General features: G+C 57.8%; 16 protein-coding genes and 1 tRNA gene. 9 read left to right on the top strand and 8 right to left on the bottom strand.

What is annotated here, in order from left to right; all coding sequences use genetic code 11:
• Window positions 1–236 precede the first annotated feature (236 nt).
• The 4 genes from nagA to VEG30_16130 all read right to left on the bottom strand — a co-directional run bounded on the left by nagA (window position 237) and on the right by VEG30_16130 (window position 5948).
• The gene (gene nagA, locus VEG30_16145; protein ID HXZ81460.1) at window positions 237–1385 is read right to left on the bottom strand and encodes an N-acetylglucosamine-6-phosphate deacetylase; all 1149 of its coding nucleotides are present in this window, start codon (window positions 1383–1385) and stop codon (window positions 237–239) included.
• Between the two features lie 97 nt (window positions 1386–1482).
• Window positions 1483–3057, bottom strand: a complete 1575-nt coding sequence (locus tag VEG30_16140; protein ID HXZ81459.1) for a DHA2 family efflux MFS transporter permease subunit — start codon at window positions 3055–3057, stop codon at window positions 1483–1485.
• 192 nt (window positions 3058–3249) lie between these two features.
• Window positions 3250–4494 (bottom strand): HlyD family secretion protein, encoded by a 1245-nt coding sequence (locus VEG30_16135; protein ID HXZ81458.1) that lies wholly within the window; start codon window positions 4492–4494, stop codon window positions 3250–3252.
• Complete coding sequence (locus VEG30_16130; protein HXZ81457.1) at window positions 4494–5948, bottom strand: TolC family protein; 1455 nt, start codon at window positions 5946–5948, stop codon at window positions 4494–4496. Before VEG30_16130 ends, VEG30_16135 begins: the two co-directional genes overlap by 1 nt.
• 847 nt (window positions 5949–6795) lie before the next feature.
• Between VEG30_16130 and VEG30_16125 the strand changes: the two genes are divergently transcribed.
• Window positions 6796–6872: transfer RNA gene (locus tag VEG30_16125), tRNA-Pro, on the top strand.
• Between the two features lie 386 nt (window positions 6873–7258).
• Here the strand turns inward: VEG30_16125 and VEG30_16120 are convergent.
• Window positions 7259–7567, bottom strand: coding sequence for an antibiotic biosynthesis monooxygenase (locus tag VEG30_16120; protein ID HXZ81456.1), 309 nt, complete (start codon window positions 7565–7567; stop codon window positions 7259–7261).
• Window positions 7568–7690: 123 nt separating this feature from the next.
• Window positions 7691–8344, bottom strand: coding sequence for a TetR/AcrR family transcriptional regulator (locus VEG30_16115; protein HXZ81455.1), 654 nt, complete (start codon window positions 8342–8344; stop codon window positions 7691–7693).
• Window positions 8345–8418: 74 nt separating this feature from the next.
• On the opposite strand from VEG30_16115, the gene VEG30_16110 reads away from it, so the two are divergent.
• Together VEG30_16110 and VEG30_16105 are read left to right on the top strand one after the other, a co-directional pair.
• Window positions 8419–9258, top strand: coding sequence for a nuclear transport factor 2 family protein (locus tag VEG30_16110; protein HXZ81454.1), 840 nt, complete (start codon window positions 8419–8421; stop codon window positions 9256–9258).
• Window positions 9259–9743: 485 nt separating this feature from the next.
• A complete protein-coding gene (locus VEG30_16105; GenBank protein ID HXZ81453.1) occupies window positions 9744–10322 on the top strand; it encodes a carbonic anhydrase in 579 nt (192 codons plus the stop codon).
• Window positions 10323–10447: 125 nt separating this feature from the next.
• On the opposite strand, the gene VEG30_16100 is transcribed toward VEG30_16105, so the two are convergent.
• The gene (locus VEG30_16100) at window positions 10448–11044 is read right to left on the bottom strand and encodes a class I SAM-dependent methyltransferase (protein ID HXZ81452.1); all 597 of its coding nucleotides are present in this window, start codon (window positions 11042–11044) and stop codon (window positions 10448–10450) included.
• A 555-nt stretch (window positions 11045–11599) separates the two neighbouring features.
• Between VEG30_16100 and VEG30_16095 the strand changes: the two genes are divergently transcribed.
• The 4 genes from VEG30_16095 (at window position 11600) to rpsU (ending at window position 12948) form a co-directional block, all read left to right on the top strand.
• Window positions 11600–11758 carry a hypothetical protein gene (locus tag VEG30_16095; protein ID HXZ81451.1) on the top strand — a complete coding sequence of 53 codons (159 nt, stop codon included), beginning with the start codon at window positions 11600–11602 and terminating at the stop codon, window positions 11756–11758.
• The gene (locus VEG30_16090) at window positions 11755–11961 is read left to right on the top strand and encodes a hypothetical protein (protein ID HXZ81450.1); all 207 of its coding nucleotides are present in this window, start codon (window positions 11755–11757) and stop codon (window positions 11959–11961) included. The genes VEG30_16095 and VEG30_16090 overlap by 4 nt, the downstream gene beginning before the upstream one ends.
• Window positions 11958–12305 carry an RNA-binding protein gene (locus VEG30_16085; GenBank protein HXZ81449.1) on the top strand — a complete coding sequence of 116 codons (348 nt, stop codon included), beginning with the start codon at window positions 11958–11960 and terminating at the stop codon, window positions 12303–12305. The genes VEG30_16090 and VEG30_16085 overlap by 4 nt, the downstream gene beginning before the upstream one ends.
• Window positions 12306–12723: 418 nt before the next feature.
• On the top strand, window positions 12724–12948 hold the full coding sequence (gene rpsU / locus VEG30_16080; GenBank protein HXZ81448.1) for a 30S ribosomal protein S21: 225 nt from the start codon (window positions 12724–12726) through the stop codon (window positions 12946–12948).
• Between the two features lie 71 nt (window positions 12949–13019).
• On the opposite strand, the gene VEG30_16075 is transcribed toward rpsU, so the two are convergent.
• On the bottom strand, window positions 13020–14216 hold the full coding sequence (locus VEG30_16075) for a DEAD/DEAH box helicase (protein HXZ81447.1): 1197 nt from the start codon (window positions 14214–14216) through the stop codon (window positions 13020–13022).
• Window positions 14217–14862: 646 nt separating this feature from the next.
• Here VEG30_16075 and VEG30_16070 point away from each other — a divergent pair.
• Window positions 14863–15792, top strand: coding sequence for a hypothetical protein (locus tag VEG30_16070; GenBank protein ID HXZ81446.1), 930 nt, complete (start codon window positions 14863–14865; stop codon window positions 15790–15792).
• The coding region (locus VEG30_16065) for a two-component regulator propeller domain-containing protein (protein HXZ81445.1) at window positions 15789–17755 on the top strand (1967 nt) is incomplete at its 3' end. The genes VEG30_16070 and VEG30_16065, both read left to right, overlap by 4 nt.

The following is a 17755-nucleotide window of genomic DNA, read 5'->3' as shown; positions in this document are numbered from 1 at the left end:
TCTCTGTTGTTGTTCCCACTCCAAAAACGGCCTGACGTATTCCCATTGCGCATCCGTGAGATCAGCCATGCCTTTCATTTGCTTCAACTTCACTCGCGAAGCAAGCATTTATTCAGGAGCCACATTAGTGAGATAGGTTCTCAGCACTCAGTCAGTAATCGGCAGTCAGCCGATCCCACCCTCCGCCAAAAGGAGGCAGAAGAGTGCGGTACCCCCCTTCACCTATTGAGCCCTCGTCAGACGATTCCGCCGATGATGGTTTGGACGACTTCGCCTGCTGGGGTGAGGACGACGAGGTCGGCGTCGGCGCCGGGCTGGAGGATGCCCTTGCGGTCGCCGATTCCCAGCACGCGCGCGGGGTTGAGTGTGGCCAGGCGGACGGCGGTCTGGAGGGTAGAGGGCGTGAATGTAGTGATGTTGCGAACAGCGCGGTCCATGGTCAGCACGCTGCCGGCGAGGCGGCCTTCCGATTCGCAGCGCTCGCCCTTGACTTCGACCTCCAGCGAACCGAGGCGAAAACGCCCATCGCCCATGCCGGTGGCGCTGATGGCGTCGGTGATGAGCACGGCGCGGCCTGGTCCCTTGCTGTGGAGAAAGAGCTCGATCACTTTCGGGTGGACGTGGATGCCGTCGGCAATAATATCGGCAGTGAGGCGGTCGTCGGCGAGAACTGCGCCCAGGATGCCGGGCTCGCGATGATCGAGCGGGCGCATGGCATTGAAAGTGTGGGTGGCGTGGCGTGCTCCGGCCTGGAGTGCGCGATTCGTCTCCTCAAGAGTGGAGTTGGAGTGGCCGATGCTTGCGCAGACCCCACGTCGGGCGGCTTCGGCTATTACTTCGATGGCGTTCGCGATTTCCGGGGCAATGGTGAGGACGGAGACCTGGCCTCGCGCCGCGTTCCAAAACTGCTGAAAAAGCTCAAGCGAGCCATCCTTTATATATGCGGGTGGATGGACACCGCGCTTGGCGTGGCTGATGAAGGGCCCTTCCAGGTGTACGCCGATGGGTCGGGCGTGCCCGTTCGCCGGCTTTTCAATGGCGGATGCGAGCCGTTCAAGCGCGCGCAGCGTCTGGTCGATGGGCGCGGTGACGGTGGTGGGGCAGTAGCTGGTGACACCGTGAAAGGCAAGGAATTGCCCCAAGGCAGGAAGGGCCGCGAAGTCGCTCTCCATGACATCGTGGCCGGCGCCGCCGTGAATGTGGATGTCGATGAATCCTGGAGCGAGGATGTTTTCGCCAAAATCGAGCAGGCGAACACCGGGCGGAATTTCCGCGTTCTCGCGTGAGCGGACCTGGAGAATTTTGCCGTCTTCGACGAGAACGACCGGCTGCCGCACCAGGTCGAGTGGTGTGAACAGGGACGCGGCCGTGAGGATGGTTTGCAATCGGCGACTCGGTGGAGGAGAGATTCTAGCAAAGGGCAGTGAGCAGTCAGTAGTCACCAGCAAGGCGCGGACAGGAGTGTCCGCGCCACATGAAATCTCAGTGGGCGGGAACGCCTCTGCTGCGGTGACGGGGCGGGTGCATCAGCAGGATCAGCGGCATTACCGACACAAACAAGATCGCCAGAAAACGGAACGCATAAATAAAGGAGAGCATGGCGGCGTGCTGCTGCACCATGCCATAGATGGCGGCATAGGCTTGGCGGGTGGCGGTCACGTAATCCATGCCCTTGGACATGAACATCTGCCGGGCCCGCTGCAGCATGAGCGTGGCCGAGAGATTGTAAGGATTGGCATGGGCGCCAAGAATGTTGATATTGCTCTGACCGTGGCGAGCAACCAGCGTGGTGACGGTGGCGATGCCAACGCTGCCTCCGATGTTGCGCATCAGGTTGAAGATGGAGGTGGCATTTCCCATCTGCTCTTTGGGAATCGTGTCGTGGGTGATCGTGGTCAGGGGGACGAAGAGGAATCCCATGGCGGTGCCCTGAATGAATTGCGGCCAGAAGATGTCCCAGTATCCGGCATTGAGATTGATCTGCGACAACCGCCACAGCGAAAACGCAGCCACGGTGAGTCCCGACGCCAACAGTTTTCGCGGCTCGACCTTCGACATCAGGATGCCGACCACGGGCATAGCCAGGAACGAGCCGAGTCCTCTGGGCAGCATGGCCCATCCGGCGTCGAGGGCGGAATAGCCGAGCAAAGTCTGCAGGAAAATGGGAATCAGAACGGTGCTGCCGTAAAGCACGAAGCCCAGCACGGTCATGAGGAAGACGCCAGTGGCATAACTTCGATTCTGAAACACTCGCAGATTCACCACCGGCGCGCGTTCCACAAGTTCATTGATGATGAACCAGGTGAGAGCGATTATGGTTGCGATCAGTAGATAGCGGATGAAGCGGGAACCGAGCCAGTCGTCTTCCTGACCCTTATCGAGCATGATCTGCAGCGAGGCCATGCCGATGGCCAGCAGTCCGATGCCCCAGAAGTCCACCCGGCTGGCGCGGCGCGAGATGTAGTGGGGATCGAACACAAAGAGTGTGGACATCAGCAAAGCCAGGGCCCCCACCGGCAGATTGATGTAGAACACCCAGCGCCAGCTGTAGTTCTCGGTAATCCAGCCGCCCATGACGGGACCCAGCATTGGCGCCACCACGATCCCCAATCCCCAGAATGCCATGGCGCGGCCACGCTGCTCGGGAGGAAAAGCCTCGAGCATGATCGCCTGGGAAAGCGGTTGCAGTCCGCCGCCGGTGGCTCCTTGAATCACGCGGAAAAGGATGAGGGCCGGAAGATTAGGGGCCAGGCCGCACAGGACCGAGGCAGCGGTGAAGCCGCCGATGGAGATCATCAGAATGCGTTTACGGCCGAAGTGGTTGGCCAGCCACCCGGTCATGGGCAGGATGATGGCGTTGGAGACGAGATAAGAAGTCAAGACCCAGGTGGCTTCGTCAACGCTGGCGGAGAGGCTGCCCGCGATGTGGGGCAGCGACACATTGACGACCGTGGTGTCAAGAACCTCCATGAAGGTTCCCAGCATCACGGATACCGCTATGATCCAGGGATTCACATAGCGGGTCGCCTGCGGAGCCTCAAAAGTGGAGGTGGCCATTACTTCATTTGTAGTGGCTTCCCTTCTCCATTTCCGTAACGACGGTCACACTACTTATTTATGAAAATTATTTGGGTGATGACGATTGCCTCGGAGGAACAGCAATCAGTAGGCCATAAGAGACGCCGGAAACAAACTGCAGATCCCTCGGCCGCTGGGGGGCGGCCTCATGATGACAATCGATAGGTTCGACTATTTTGTGATGACGGTTGCCTCGACGGACATGCCGGGACGCAAGCGGTGTTCCAGATCTTCTCCCTTCTCAAATACGATCTTCACCGGGACGCGTTGCACGACTTTGACGTAGTTGCCGGTGGCGTTTTCCGGCGGAAGCAGGCTGAAGCGCGCCCCGGTGGCGCCACCGAGACTGTCGACGTGGCCTTTGAAATCGTGGTCAAAGGCATCGACGTGAATTCTGGCCGCCTGTCCCACCCGCATGTTCTTCAGCTGGGTCTCTTTGTAATTGGCGGTAGTCCAGAGATCGGCCAGGTTGACAATGGAGAACAGCGGCTGTCCCGCCTGGATGACCTGCCCGGGCTCCACGTTACGCTTGCTTACAATGCCGGTAAAGGGAGCACGAATTTCGGTGTATCGCAGATTGAGTTGTGCCTGAGCAACGGCAGCTTCGCGGGTCTTGACCGTCGCCCAGGCGGCGCTGGCACGGGCTTTGGTTGCGGCGACCTGTTGCGGAGCGGTTAAGGATGTTCTCAATCCTGCTTCGGCCTGAGCCACGCGGCTTTGGGCCGTAGCTACGGCAGCTCGATTGGCCTCCAGAGTGGCGAGGGTCGACTGTTCGGCAGCTACAGCAGCGTCGTACTGCTGTTGTGAGATTTCATCCTTGGCCACGAGAACCGCGAAGCGTTTCAGGTCCTGCGCGGCCTTGTTGTAATTGGCTTGGGCTTCATTAACCCTGGCCTGGGCGGACTCCACTTCCTTCATAGCGGCATTAACATCCGCCTGAGAGGTGCGGACCTGGTTGGAAGTGGTGGTGGTGTTGATGGGCACCCCGATCTCGGCCGCCCGCGCGGTAGCTTGCGCGTCAGCGAGATCTCCCTCGGCCCGCTGTAATGCCACTTCGTAGTCGCGTGGATCGAGCTTGACCAGCAACTGGCCTTCCTTCACGAAGTAGTTGTCATCCACGTACACATCGATGACGGTGCCAGTGATGCGCGCGCTGATGGGGCCGATGTGGCCGTCGATTTGCGCGTCGTCGGTGGTTTCGCGAATGGAGAAGTAGTGCCAGAGATAAACTCCCAGCGCCAACACGAGCAGAACCAAAAACATCAAGAGCCATTTCGCGCGTGGATGGCGGCGGAAGAATGTCTTAGCGCGCGCAGACTTCGACGGTTCCTCGACCTCCTCTGGGAATGGCTCACGCAACGGCTCGGTTTCTACCGTGCCAGTTGCAGTCTTGGACTCTTCTCGCGGGTCAACCACTATGGTTTTCCTCCCAGATACTCCTTGGTGGCGCGTTCGGCTGTTCCCAGCGATCGCGCCAAAGCAAGCTTGGCCAAATTGAATTCCAGCTCGCTGCTGATCAGGCTTTCGTTGCTGGTGGCCACCGATTCCTGCGCCTGCACTACTTCAATATTGTTGGTGACGCCGGCACGAAAGCGGTCTTGCGCCTGAACCAGTGTCTCTTGCGACAAGCCCAGCGTACTCTGCGCAACCTTGAGTTGATCGGCAGTGGCCTGCAGATCGAGAAACGCGGCGCGCACTTCGTACTCTATGCGTCCGCGAAGGTCGGCCGCCTCGGCCTCACGCTGGCGGAGCGCGGCGTCGGCTTCCACGATGTCGCCCTTGATTCTGCCGCCCTGGAAAATGGGAACTTCAAGCGAAGCGGCAGTAGAGAAGGTGCCATGGGAATTTCCCGGCGTTCTGCCGATGTCGCCATAGTCAGCATTGAAGTGCAGGCTGGGAATTCGTTCCCCTGTAGCCGCTTCGCGGGTGAGCTGGGCAGCGCGCAACCGGGCCTTGGCGGCGGCATAATCCGGCCGGTCGTTATATGCACGGGTGAGCGCATCCTCCAGCGTGACGGGCGGCAGGGGCTGGTAAGGAATCTTCTCCGTCAGCGTGAACTGTTGTCCCGTGGGCAGGCCGATCACGCGCGCCAGCTGCAGTTTCTGCTTGTCAAAATCGTTGCGGGCTGCGACCAGCCGCTGTTGCTGCGACTGCATCTCCACCTGCGCGCGTAGGACGTCGATAGCCGGAGCGACACCCGCACTCTTCTGATCGGAAGCCAGCCGATACAGGGTTTCCGCCGTGCGCAGCTGCGCCTGCACTGCATCGACGCGCGCTCCTGCTGCCAACGCCTGTACGTAGGCGATACCTACCGCAACAACAGTGAGTTCACGAGAATTGCTGTAATCGAGCTGGCTGGCCCGCTGGTTCACTGTGCCTGAGCGAACTTTATTAATGGCCTGCAGGTCGAAAAGCGGTGCGGTCATGGTGGCGCGCACATCGAAGACGCTGAACGGACCTACAATCGGAGGGAAACCGCTGGTTGGCGGCAGTCCCAGAGCTACCAAACTGATCTGCTGCACGGTTTCGGAAGTGTGGGCGGCGATGTTAGGAAGTAGGTCGCCGAGATTCTTCAGCCGGGCAGCGCGGGCGGCATCACGCTCCTGGTCGGATTCGTACAAACCCAGGTTGTATTTCAGGGCGCGGTCAATCGCGTCGCGCAGGCTTAACTCGATCACGCCTGGCTGCACTTGTCCCGTGGGAATGCTTCCCTGGAAGGGACTCTGGTTTGACTGCAGCGCGCCAAGATTCACGTTGAGGCCCTGGATGTTGGTGGAGGTGGTGCCGAATGGAGAGGCTGTCGATGGAGTAGCCGTCTGGGCCGAGGAACCAGCCGCCAGCGTTAGCAAGGCAATCAGTGTGGCCGGCAATCCGCCGAGCAAATCACAGGACCACCGGTAGAAGTACTGCAAGAACAAATGAAATTTGCATCGCTCGCCTTGCACTATCTCCCTCTCTTGACGGAATCAACGTTAGCATCCCGAACGACGATTCCGGGGTGGCCCACGATGATTCCCTGCAGTAGCCAACCAACGCCCCAAGAGAATTTTCGGCCGCGTAGCCGGTGACCGCGGCCGCCGGTCGCTCCGCCATTCCGTTGTTCCTGCGGAGCATTCGCCCCTGTCGAGGATGAGTCGGTCGGTTGAAAAAAGCCACATCCCCAACGAATGCTCGCAGACATCCTGAATTCGGCTGACAGCCTACACCCTGTATATAGATGTAAGTGATTGCTTACAAGGGGGCGGAAAATGTTGTGAAGCGGCAGATTTTCGGTTCGGGAAACCAGGAGCACCAACAACTGCGGTCGCATCTGTGCCTGATCCCGTTGATCCTCGCGGTTGAGAGCAAACGATAGGAAATGAAAGTTTCCCTTCGCTAAGCTTGAAGAATAACGGCAGCGCTACCCTGCCCATCAAGGGATCACTAGCAATGGAGACTCCGGCGGCGGGGACTTCGCCCAGACTAACAACTGCCCGGCCCCAGCACATTATGAGGAATTGTTATCGAGACGAAAAATTGTTGTCGAGATGAGGAATTGTTGCCGAGCTCTTGCCCAAAGACTCGCGTTGTTCTTTTTCAAAAAAGGGGACCAATGGGCAGGGCCAAACAAACTCAACTGGCGGGAAACCCGGTCTGACAGTCCTAACGAGGCCCCCTAGTTGCGCCAATTGAGCGGGCAGCGTAAACTACTAAAACTACAGGCACTAATCAGAAGATCGGGGAGTGGCTCAGCCTGGTAGAGCACCTGGTTCGGGACCAGGGGGTCGGAGGTTCAAATCCTCTCTCCCCGACCAATCCTTCAATGAGTTACAAGCTTCCCGCCGCCATTTGGGGCTCCCATTGGGCTCCCTTTGACGCCGAAATTTGACTCACTCTGATCCCCAAAGACCGCTGCCGCTGCTCTAGTCACGGCATCGATCCGTTCCTCCCACCAACTTTTCCCATAAACGTTCTGGGTAACGTCAATCGTCGAGTGGCCCATATTGTCGCGGATTACCTCAGGACGCAGGCCGACGCGCCCCATCAGACTCGAATGCATGGTCTGCTAAGGCTCTGCTGGACTCAGTTCGTGCGGCGTAAACCGCGATGCTTGCTCGGATCATCCGTTGGCACTTGCTGGCGATCCATTGAGCCTCGGCCCGCCCAAAAGAAAGTTACTAATGATTGGTCTTTGTTGAAGTCAGAAGGTACTGCCACAAACTTCGTAGTGAAATGCGAGCGGCTCAACCTTCGCCAAGAGCTGTCTCGCCTCCGGTTCGAACTTCGAAGCTGAATAGTCCTCTCCGGCGAAGGCTTGGACATCTTTTATGGAATCAAACAGGTTAATCACGACAAATTCCACCTCCTCGGGTAGATTTCTGCGAAGAATGTATCCTCCTCTATAGCCAGAAAGCTTCTTCAATGCCGGAAGTACCTTTCCTTTAAGGTGGTTCTCATACGCATCTCCATTCTCGAGTGTTGTCCATCCCCGCCAATGCCGTGCAATCATCGTCTACCTCCATCAGGAAAATTATTTACTGCTGCACAAGGATTCTGACGTCCCGTTTTGCCTCAGAACCCGCAGCGGGAACTGGGCTCGTCAACTGACTGGCAGCCTTACGATTTTCGCTGCTCATCTCGCGCTCTGCTCGGTCAGGCAAAGGGAATCTAAGCGGGTACGGATCGTCTCCCGCGCATTGGCGAGTGCAGTCCTCTGCCCCAGCAATTGAGACGCCCAATGGCCGCCCACGGCCATGGAATAGATCTCCAGCGCAAGTTGATTGGCCTTTACATCACCCTTGAGGTGACCGATCCTTTGAGCTTCCTCGATGGCGCGCGTCAACGTCGAGAGCCACAGGCTCATAGCCTTGACGATTGCGGTGCGTACCGGCCCGGGCCGGCTGTCGAACTCGAACGAAGCTGCCGTAAAGAAGCACCCTCCGGCAAACACCTTGTTTTCAACGTGACTCAGCCAGCGTTCACATAATGCCCATAGGCGGGGCATTCCCTTCGGTTCCGCCAGGGTCGGCAAGACCACCTTGTCCTTGAAGATCTCACTTGCCATCGCCACCGTCGCCAGTTGCAAATCCTGCTTGGAACCAAAGTGCGCAAATAGGCCGCTCTTGCTCATTTTCAACTCACTAGCAAGCCGGCCGATCGTAAGCCCCTCGAGACCCTCCAGGGAAGCCAGGTCGACCGCCACGCGAAGTATGCTCTCGCGCGTCCGCTCACCCTTGTCGCCGGTCTTCTTCCGCGTTACTGCAGCAGGTTTCGCTTTAGGGGCCACGTCATGAGTGTAGTGCAAACACTAGAATAGCACGAACGTTCGTTTTTGTGATATCATTTCGCCCCTGAGAATCCATGCTCCGCTCTTTGCTACTTCTCGTTGTCATGCCGCTGGCTGCTGATTCGATTTCGGCTCAAGAGATTGCCATCGTGACATGCGACGTTTTGCCGGTTGTGGAAGTACGGGTCTCCGGATTGAAATTTCATTTTCTGGTCGACACCGCTGCGACCTCAGTCTTGAACATCGGCTCGTTTGCAACTGGAGAGGCGAAAACAATTCCTTTAACCTCCTGGAGCGGAACCGCGGACGCCAAGGGTAAACAAGTAACGATCAACGATCTAAGCGTGGGCGATCGCCATTTTCACAACCTTGTCCTCCCCGCAGTTGATCTTTCCGGCATCGGTCGCGCTTGTGGCCGCCAAATTGATGGAATCTTGGGAATCGATCTGCTGCGCAAAATGGGTGCCGTTGTCGACCTCAGAGATCACACGCCGCGACTGCGTTTCGATGCAGAGGCAACGCAAAGCAGGTTGAAGAGATTGGACGAGCGAATCGCAACCTGTGAAGGGGCCTTCAATCGTCAAGACGAAGCTGCAATTTCTGACTGCTTCGACCCAGACGTCGCGGTCTTCAGCGAGGCGGGAGATTTCCACGGAAGAGAAGGTTTAATGGAATTCTTTCGACAGTGGTACCCGTCTCACCACTGGCGCGCACAACTCTCGGCCAAGCCCTCTTTCTATCACGTTTTTGGCGACGTCATTTGGGTCGAATACCAATTTCGCACCAACATCGGGGACAAACCAGCCATCTTCCGGGGTAGTGCGTTGTGGAGCAACGCAGGTGGTGCATGGCGGATCGCCCACTTGAACCTGGGCACTCCGCCCGATTTCTCAGTCACCGTCTCGAACCACTGACAGCGTAGTCGACGATATTGGTAGGAGCTCCGAACCAGTCGAAGTAGCTTCCGTGCGGGCTGGTTGTCGGCAAGTCAAGGCCCCCACATCGTGGTTTGGGCCCTGCTTTCGCAGCTGAGCCCCAGGGGGTCGGAGGTTCAAATCCTCTCTCCCCGACCAACTTTTCCCAAGCTTTTCATTGAATTAGCGACGATCCCAAATTCGAGATTTCCGAAACTTGGGACCATTTGGGACCATTCAGTAAATCTTCCACCTTTTTGACTGCCTGCCGTGCGTCCGCCGGAACTGCAAACCGATTGGCTTTCGCACAAATCATTGGTAGTCACATTGATATTGAGCGCCAGTTAGCCTCAAAATTGTCGAGGACTTTTACAGCGCCTTGGCGGAGGGCATGAACGAGCTCCGCTCGCCGAGTTCGACAATCGGTTAGCGACTCAAAGCGATTTGAGCAAATCCTCACCAAAACATCTCGAAGGGAGATCAATATGGATCATTTCAACTCGTTGTTACAACGCAACAAAGATTATGCCGCTCAGCAATCTGCTGCGGGCACACTGATGCCTTCGCTTCCGCGGGCGCTGCCGGATGTAAAGGCAATCATCATCGGCTGCGCTGACATGCGTGTGGACCCGGCTCATGTATTTGGATTGAAACCGGGCGAGGCCGTCGTGATGCGTAACATCGGCGGTCGAATCACGCCTGGATTGCTGGAGCAGTTGGGTCTACTCGGGCGAATCGGTGAGGTTGCAGGAGAGAATCCCGGAGGCAGCGGGGATTTTCAAATCATCGTGCTACAACACACCGATTGCGGCATTACTCGCCTCGCGGGCGAGACCGATAAGCTGGCAAAGTATTTTCAGATACAGGAAGCTGAACTCAGAACAAAAGCAGTCACTGATCCCCGTGCGGCGGTAGCCGCCGACGTTGCTGCGCTGCGGGCGATTCCTGCTTTGCCGTTCAAGTGGCGTATCTCCGGTCTCGTTTATGACGTGGCGACCGGACTGGTTGAAGTCGTCGTACCGCCGGCGCCCATGCGTCGTGCCGAAGCATCAGAAGCAGCCTGATTGGCCCGTGGCGAGGGAGCGCAGCAGCCGAGAGGAGATCGGCGAAACGCCCAGCTGGTGTCAACTGTTGCGAACAGGGCAATCCTCACTGCAGGGGGCAAATCACCACCACCAGTCCAATCAGTCTATATCCGTTTGATTGTCGCGAACCAGGCCGGTGCGCCGTTGACATGCATTCTCGTCTCGATGCGCTCCGCCTCGATCGAGGTGATATTCCAACCGCTGCTGGGCTTGAACACCCCTCTTAGTTTTTCCTGGCGAATGGGGTGCGGGCCAGTATCGGGACCCTCGTCACTGAAGCACAATACGTACAGGGTTCCACCGTGCTCGGTTGCTGACGCCAGGCTCGCGGCATATCGCCTTCGTTCGTCGAGGTCATCGAAGGTGTGGAACAATCCGCAGTCCAGCACCGTCCGAAACTTGCGCGCCAAACGCTCCAACTGCAACGCGTCCGCTGCAGCGAACTCAACCTCGACCCCACGGCCGGCCGCCTTCTCGCGGGCGATTGCCAGGGCCGTTTCAGCTACGTCAACGCCCAGAACTGACAATCCCAGCGAGGCGACGAAAAGAGCGTTCTCGCCGGTTCCGCAGCCTGCATCGAGCACCGTTCCGGCGATTCCGCCTGCGGACGCCAAACGCACCACCGCTGGCTGCGGCCCGCCGATATCCCAAGGAGCAGGCTCGTCGCGACGGTATGAAGCATCCCAAGGCAGTCCCGTCATCCGTTCGTGACTGGTTGGGTGCCGACCACCGAACAGATCGTCAGCGAGGCTTCCTGATCTCTCCGTCAACTTCGTCCCTCTATGCAACTGATCTTGCCGCCTCATCGTGGGATGCCAATCTAAAGGTCTTCGGAGAAACCTCGGGCTTCAACCGCTTCCCAAGTGAGCGAGGCTGTTTCACGCCTGTTCTTTAATTTTAGCTCTAACAGTTTGGCTTGCATTGATGTTGCGGGGATATCAGATCTTCTACTGCGGCACATCCTTCCAGTAGTCGAGAGCTGCTCTATAAGGCTGGTACCAGTCGAACGCAATTCGCTGCTTTCGGCGCGTAGCTTTTTAGCAGGAATGATCCCAGACACGATATACTGAGAACACTTAACCTCGAAGATACGCCAGAGCACACCGCGCCTTCGCGATTGAGAGATCGAGAGGCGTAATCCTTGGATCGGTCCGTTTCTGTCCGCAGAACTCACATTGCGTTCAATCGGATCCCGGTTAACCGCAGATGCTACGCACCCAAGAACTGGCTAACCCTCATCATTTCAGGAGTTCACCATGTCCGCACGGAACGGAGACAAGTCCAGATTCAACCGGGAACGCAAACAGAAGATCGCTCGGCGGAAGCGCACCCAGGAACTGCTGAAGCGCGCAGCAAAGGCACGTCAGTCAGCGGACACTACAGTCCGCGCGCAGCCACAGTCGGTGTCGGCATGACCACCCTGCTGCTTCCGGCGTTACAGCTCTCCGCACCCATTCCCGATGCAGTCAAGAAGAAGCGAGTGCTGCTCGTTGACACTTCGCAGGCGCAGCGCGAAGCTACGCTCTCCGCTCCGCCACGAGATTCCGAAGGACGTCCATCGAAACCAACCCCGATACCGACCGGCTTAGATGCTTCACTGAGAGAGGAATTGCAATGAAGAACCTTTACGTTGGAAATCTGCCGCACAGTACAACTGAAGCCGATCTGCGAAATATCTTCGAGGCGCATGGCGCAGTCGAAAAGATCACACTCGTGACCGATCGAGATACGGGCCGCTCCCGCGGTTTCGGGTTCGTCGAAATGAGCAATGCCAGTGAAGCCGACAAAGCGACCGCGGCCCTGAATGGCAGCGATTTGGGTGGACGGACACTGACCATCAACGAAGCCAAACCCAAGTCCGAGCGTCCACGGAGTGGCGGCCGTCGTTTTGGCGGTGGAGGCGGTCGAGGACGAGATGACTATCGCGGCCATCCGCGGCAGCCGCGCGAACCGCGCTGGTAATTTTCGAAGCTCCGGTCAGGCTGCCAATGCCTGTCGGCGATGAACAAAGAATATCTGAGGGATAGGTATGCCAAAAGGCCGATCAACGTTTACAAAGCGCCAAAAGGAACACGCACGGCAACAGAGACAACGGGACAAAGCCGAGCGCAGGAGCCAACGAAAACAGGAAAAACCTCTGGAGGGCGGCATGGATGAGATGGCCGAACTGCGCGAACATGCCGCCGCGCAAGCAGCGCTATTCAATGTTGGTCGAGAGGAAGCGGATAGGACGGAAGAGTCGACTCCTGGTGCCCCCGTCGGCAGTGACTCGTGATTGCAGGACTGCCAGTGGCTTAATGCCCTGGCAACCAGATTTCGCAACCAAAACGTCGGCGCATGCGGGCTGCGTATCGCCGAAACCTAGTGTAGGAGGCTGAGTATGGCAGAAGTTCGATTGCAAGAGGGCGAATCCTTAGAGAATGCGCTCCGTCGATTCAAACGTAAGGTCCAGACGGAAGACATCATCAAGGAAGTGAAACGACACTCATACTACTTAAAGCCGGGCGAAAAGCGCCGAGTGAAACAGGCTTTGGCGCGGAAGCGTGCGCGGAAAAAGTCCCGGAAAGAAGGTTCGTTTGCGAAGGACTCGCGCCGCGAATCATGAAAGTTCCAAACAGGTAACCTGACGCTTGCAAGTTGCCGGAGCTCGACGCCCCGGCAACAAGATTTGCGATTCTATACAAATACCTCTCCCGGCAAAGCCGTCAGAGTCCGCGAGGTTAGCGTGTTTTGAATCACTCGCCTCGGCAACGCCGCCATTGTCGTGTCAGTCTGGATGCGTTCCATTCTTAACTTGAGAGTGCGTTCGATCTGGCGCAGTTCCAGCACTTCGGCTCCTGCCGCCAAGGTCGAGGCGCGCCCTTGGAGTCCTGCTCTACCTGTCCTGCCGACTCGGTGGATAAAGTCCTCCGCCATTTTGGGCACATCGTAGTTAATGACATGGGCTACGTCATCCACGTGCAGACCACGTGCTGCAATATCGGTCGCGACGAGCACCTGGAAACGACCTTCCTGAAACCCGCTCAAAGCTTCGTTGCGCTGAGATTGCGACCGATCGCCATGAATCATGGCGGCCGCGAAGCCGTCGCACACAAGTTCCTTCGCCAGTCGCTCGGTGCCCCGTTTGGTCCGTGTGAAGATCAGCGTTTGGCCCTTGTCTGCATGCAGTAGTTGTAGGAGGCAGCCGATTTTCTCTCCCGGTCGCACTTCGTAGGCCTTCAGTTGTACGCTTTCGGCGGGCTTGAGTACCGAACCCAGGGCGACCCGAACCGGATTGCGCATGTACTCATTCACCAGGCCCGCCACAGACTGTTCCATCGTGGCCGAGAAACACAGCGTCTGGCGCTGCTTCGGCAAGGCCGACAGAATCCGCCGGATCGCCGGCAAGAATCCCATGTCCAACATGCGGTCGGCTTCGTCAAGCACGAGTAGCTTGACATCGCGCAGATTCGCAAATTTCCGATTCATGAGATCCTGCAACCGCCCGGGAGTAGCAATCACCAGTTTCGACCCGGCGCGCAGACTTTGGATCTGCGCCTTCTCGGATACTCCACCAATAATGAGAGCCGCCTTGTGCATGTTTTTCGTGCGCAATTGCTCGTATTGCTCGTGAACTTGCATCGCTAGTTCGCGCGTCGGCAGCAAGACCAGAGCGACTGTAGAGCGTACAGGCTCCTGGTCAAGTAATTCGATAAGCGGGATGAGAAACGCCAGGGTCTTGCCCGTGCCAGTCTGGGCCGTGCCGATTACATCTCGTCCGTCAAGAGCAGGAGGAATCGCACGTTCCTGGATAGGAGTGAGGTTGGTGAATTGAGCCGCCGCCAGCTTCCGCTGCAACGCATGCGACAGGGGCAGTTCCGAAAATGTGGTCATTTTGACTTTGTTTCTTTCTGGAGGAGCGAGTTGTCGCGCACACTCTGACACACGTCGAGAGCCGCGATACCGCTCACATTTTGATTCTTAAATTTCACGCAAATAATACGGCGGGCAGGAAAGGCGGAGATGAATCTGGTCTAAAGAAGTGACCACCGCGTAACGAGCAAACCGTGGCAAAAGCGTCTTGTTTAGTATAACAGAACTGGATTTCGTCCCTGAGGGAGATTCGGAAACCGGCAGTGGTGCTGTTTGAAATCCACAAGCGCTGGCCAATCTTGCCTGCCTGTGTCAAGCTGTGGGCATGGCACACACCCGCCCCGAGCAAACGCCCCAAAAGGGCACTCTCCGTGAGAAGAGAAACGAGGTACCCTCCCTGGCCAGGCATTGTAGGGTGCCAATTCTGTTGGAATGTTTAGGCTAAGCCCGGGTCGGAGATTGAAGTCCTCCCAGGTACACGCTCCAGATCTATCGAAGGTCGGTTATGCCACATCGTTTGTCATTCCGGCTAGGTAGTGCGGGAAAAATCTCTCGGCGGGCCTTCCTGACCGGTCTAGTCTGTCTTCTACTGCCTGCTTGCTCATCGCGAACGCCAAGGATCGAGTTCACCAGGGTTCCACCCGCCGACAAGGGCGGGCCGGACACAATGGACGTCATTGCGGGGCGGGTAAGCGGGGCGAAGCCTGGACAGCAGATTGCCGTATTTGCGCACAGTAAAGTGTGGTGGGCGGAGCCGCGGCAGGGCCGGCTCTTGACAGAGATTCGGCCGGATTCCACGTGGGAATCCCATACACATCTTGGAACCGAGTACGCCGCGGCCCTGGTCGATTCCCGGTATCAGCCCTCACTAACATCGCCGACGTTGCCCAGGCAAGACGGGTACGTGATGGCGGTCGCGGTAGTACCTGGCAGCAGCCCCTCCCGTGAGACGCATCGCACCATTAACTTCAGTGGGTACGAGTGGACGGTTCGGGCTGCGCCCAGCGATCGCGGCGGCACTAATCTGTACGATCCATCCAACGTCTGGACGGACGCGAACGGCTTATTACATCTTCGAATTACAGGAGCGCCGGGCAATTGGACCTGCGCACAAGTGATCCTCAATCGCAGCCTGGGCTACGGAACCTACCGCATGATTGTGCGCGACGTTTCCAATCTCGATCCAGCGGCAGTATTTGCCATGTACACGCTTAGCGACATCGGAGCGGCGTCGGCAGACAGGAATCCGCGAGAATGGGACATCGAGATCAGCCGCTGGGGTGACCCCTCCGGTAAGAACGCGCGCTATGTGGTTCAGCCGGCCTACGTGGGTCAAAACACAGTCTGGTTCACTGCGCCCCCAGGAACCCTCACGCACCAGGTCCGTTGGGAGCCTGGAAAGGTGACGCTGACTACCGCTCGCGGCAATGCAAGCGCACAGAGCGAGCCGTTCGTCGCCCAGCATGTCTTCGCTTCCACCGCGCCTGTGCCAGGCGATGAGAAGTTCCGCATCAATCTCTACGACTTCCAGCGGGGACCGCGTCTTCTGAAAGAGGCGGCTGAAGTTGTGATTGAACGGTTCGAGTATCTGCCATGATTCGGCGAATTGCACGCCTGTGTCTTTGGGCAGTGCTGGTGACTGCATGCATTCCTCGGGCAAACGCTCTCGATCCCGAGCGCCTCATCTCGCAGTATGTTCGGGAACGATGGGAGAGTGACCGCGGTTTGCATGGCGAAGTTTATGCCATCACGCAAAGCAGCGACGGTTATCTGTGGATTGGAACCGACAAAGGTCTCTTCCGCTTCGATGGGCTGACTTTTCGCCCCATGGCGGACTCGGGTTCGCCCTCTCTCCCCATCGCCCAAGTTCTGGGACTTACAGTCGATGCTCAGGGAAATCTGTTGGTGAGATTGCCGGAGCGAAATTTGCTCCGATATTCCGAAGGCACCTTTGACAACATACTCCGCTCCCTACAGCCCAGGGAACTCGCGATTACGGCGATGGCTCAGTCGCTTGACGGAGCTGTTCTAGTCTCCGGGCTGACCAACGGCACCTTGAGATTTGCCGGGGGACGCTTCGAAACCCTTGTACCAGTTTCAGCCCTGCCAGCTTCTCCGATCATCTCGCTGGCGCAATCCTCCGATGGGAAGGTCTGGCTGGGGACCCGGGAGGCAGGCCTGTTTTACGCCGATCACGGGCGCGTGACCGGGTTAAGCAAGGGATTGCCAAGTCGCAAAATCAACTCTTTGCTCGCCATCGGCAAGGAGGTGTGGATCGGAACGGACGCCGGCGTGGTGCGATGGAATGGAAGCGAGATCACGGTCGATGGAGTGCCTCCGGTGTTGCGCAGCGCTTGGGCAATTTCGATGTTGAAGGATCGGCAGTCCAATCTGTGGGTGGGAACCAGAGCCGGCTTATTGCGTGTCAACCCTCATGGAATTGCCGAACTGCAACTCGACAAGAACCCACCTTCTGTCGTCAATGTCGTGTTTGAAGACCGTGAGGGAAATCTGTGGAGCGGAGGCCCCTGGGGGATCGAACGGCTGAGCGATAACCCCTTCGCGACGTATGGACGCGCGGAGGGTCTCCCGTCTGACCACATCGGGCCGGTCTTCGTGGATTCAGAAGGCCGCACGTGGTTTGCCCCCATCGAGGGTGGGCTTTACTGGCTCGACCGGGAAGAGCGAGGGCGCATCACTGAGGGAGGGCTGGGCACTGGCGTTGTCTATTCCATTGCCGGTGGCAAAGACGGCTTATGGCTCGGGCGACAAAAAGGCGGACTCACCCACTTGTATTCGCAAAACGGCAGGTTCGCAGTGGAGAGCTACACCGCAGGGCTCGCCCGGAACAGCGTGTATTCCGTGTACCAGAGTCGCGACAGCACGGTTTGGGCTGGGACTTTGAGCGGTGGCGTCAGCAAGCTCCAGGGTGGTCGCATCACAACTTATTCCCGCGAGGATGGGCTGGCATCGAATACCGTCAATTCGATTCTGGAAGACGCCGACGGAACGATGTGGTTTGGAACGGCTGATGGCTTAAGTGCCTTCGCCAACGGTCGCTGGCGAAGCTATACGGTTAACGACGGGTTGCCCAGTAATGATGTGAACTGTCTGGAGCAGGACGCGGGAGGTGTGCTGTGGATCGGCACCTCCGCAGGTCTTGCTCTGCGTAGCGCGGGCGAGATCAGAACTCCTCGGCAACCTTCCGAGGCGTTGCATGGGCAAGTCTTCGGAGTAGTGCAGGACCCGAGTGGGTGGCTTTGGGTAGTCACTTCGAACGAAGTTGTGCGGGTCAATCGCGATCGGCTTCTGGCTGGCGTTCTGAGGGATGGCGACCTGCGCGAATATGGGGTCGATGACGGCCTGCGGAGCGTGGGGGGGATCAAGCGGCAGAGGTCTTTAGTGTTGGATCCACTGGGCCGGGTCTGGGCGTCGATGAATAGCGGACTTGCGGTAGTCGATCCAGCTCAACTGGTTGACACCACACCGCCCCCGATGGTTCACATTCTGTCAGTCTCAGCGGACGGTAACCCGATCAATCCACACAGCGTGGTCAAAGT

Source organism: Terriglobales bacterium, from assembly GCA_035624455.1.
Classification (GTDB): Bacteria; Acidobacteriota; Terriglobia; order Terriglobales; family Acidobacteriaceae; genus DASPRM01.
Note: the sequence above shows the minus strand (reverse complement) of the source record. Positions and strands in the feature narration are given on the sequence as shown.